This window comes from Corynebacterium sp. HMSC073D01 (genome assembly GCF_001815555.1).
Classification (GTDB): domain Bacteria; phylum Actinomycetota; class Actinomycetes; order Mycobacteriales; family Mycobacteriaceae; genus Corynebacterium; species Corynebacterium glucuronolyticum.
On the sequence record NZ_KV821085.1, the window covers coordinates 84,054 to 84,631 of the forward strand.

1 CRISPR repeat array is annotated in these 578 nt (G+C 64.2%).

Annotated features, from left to right (window positions below):
• The first annotated feature begins 1 nt into the window (after position 1).
• Positions 2 to 577: a CRISPR direct-repeat array (repeat unit 26 nt; unit sequence GGCTCATCCCCGCAGGTGCGGGGCAG).
• The last annotated feature ends 1 nt before the right edge of the window (position 578 follow it).

Consider the following 578-nt stretch of genomic DNA (forward strand, 5'->3'; position numbering starts at 1 on the left):
GGGCTCATCCCCGCAGGTGCGGGGCAGATTCGCGGGTGGTGTGCCCCTTCTCATCACCGCTCGGCTCATCCCCGCAGGTGCGGGGCAGATTTATCCTCACCCCAGAAATTCATCAACGCGGGAGGCTCATCCCCGCAGGTGCGGGGCAGATGGAGCACCTGGCCGATGGTCGGGTGCTCTCGCCGGCTCATCCCCGCAGGTGCGGGGCAGATCGATCTTCGCCACAACATCATTAAGCGTGCTCAGGCTCATCCCCGCAGGTGCGGGGCAGATGTTTTCCTCCTCAGCGCACCCCTAGGCCCCAAGGGCTCATCCCCGCAGGTGCGGGGCAGATTTCCTATGTCTAACGCACAGTTCGTCATCGTTGGGCTCATCCCCGCAGGTGCGGGGCAGATACAACACCACGCCCGCCACGTCGGATGATGGCCGGCTCATCCCCGCAGGTGCGGGGCAGATGAAATACCGGATGCCGAAATTCGTGAACGAAGGGGGCTCATCCCCGCAGGTGCGGGGCAGATGTTCCGTAAGTTTATCCAGATCACCTGGGGGACGGCTCATCCCCGCAGGTGCGGGGCAGA